Origin of the sequence: Sulfitobacter sediminis, from assembly GCF_040811725.1 — a bacterium.
In the GTDB taxonomy this organism is placed as follows: Bacteria; Pseudomonadota; Alphaproteobacteria; order Rhodobacterales; family Rhodobacteraceae; genus Sulfitobacter; species Sulfitobacter sediminis.
The window spans coordinates 1-268 of record NZ_JBFNXX010000160.1; the positions used below are offsets into that span (position 1 = coordinate 1).

1 protein-coding gene is annotated in these 268 nt (G+C 59.7%); it reads right to left on the reverse strand.

The genetic code is table 11. The features are described from left to right. The coding region (locus AB2B41_RS23525; protein ID WP_367880252.1) for an SDR family oxidoreductase at positions 1-268 on the reverse strand (268 nt) is incomplete at both ends.

Here is a 268-nt window from a genome sequence, read left to right on the forward strand (position 1 = left end):
GTTGCGCTTCTCGACTTCCTGATTGTCCCACATCTCTCGAGCTAATTCGGTTGTCACTAGACCGGGGGTGATCGCGTTAAAGCGGTTGCGTTTGGGCTGGACCTCGGCCGCGAGGTTTCGACAAAGTCCGATCTGCGCCAGCTTGGACATGCGGTAGGTGCCCCGCTTCACGGACGGCTTGAAGGCCCCGTTGGTGGAGGTGATGGCGTGCGAGCGGTTCCCTTTCTCCACCTTGTCGGGCACGACCATCTGGCTCTGCCATTGTTTG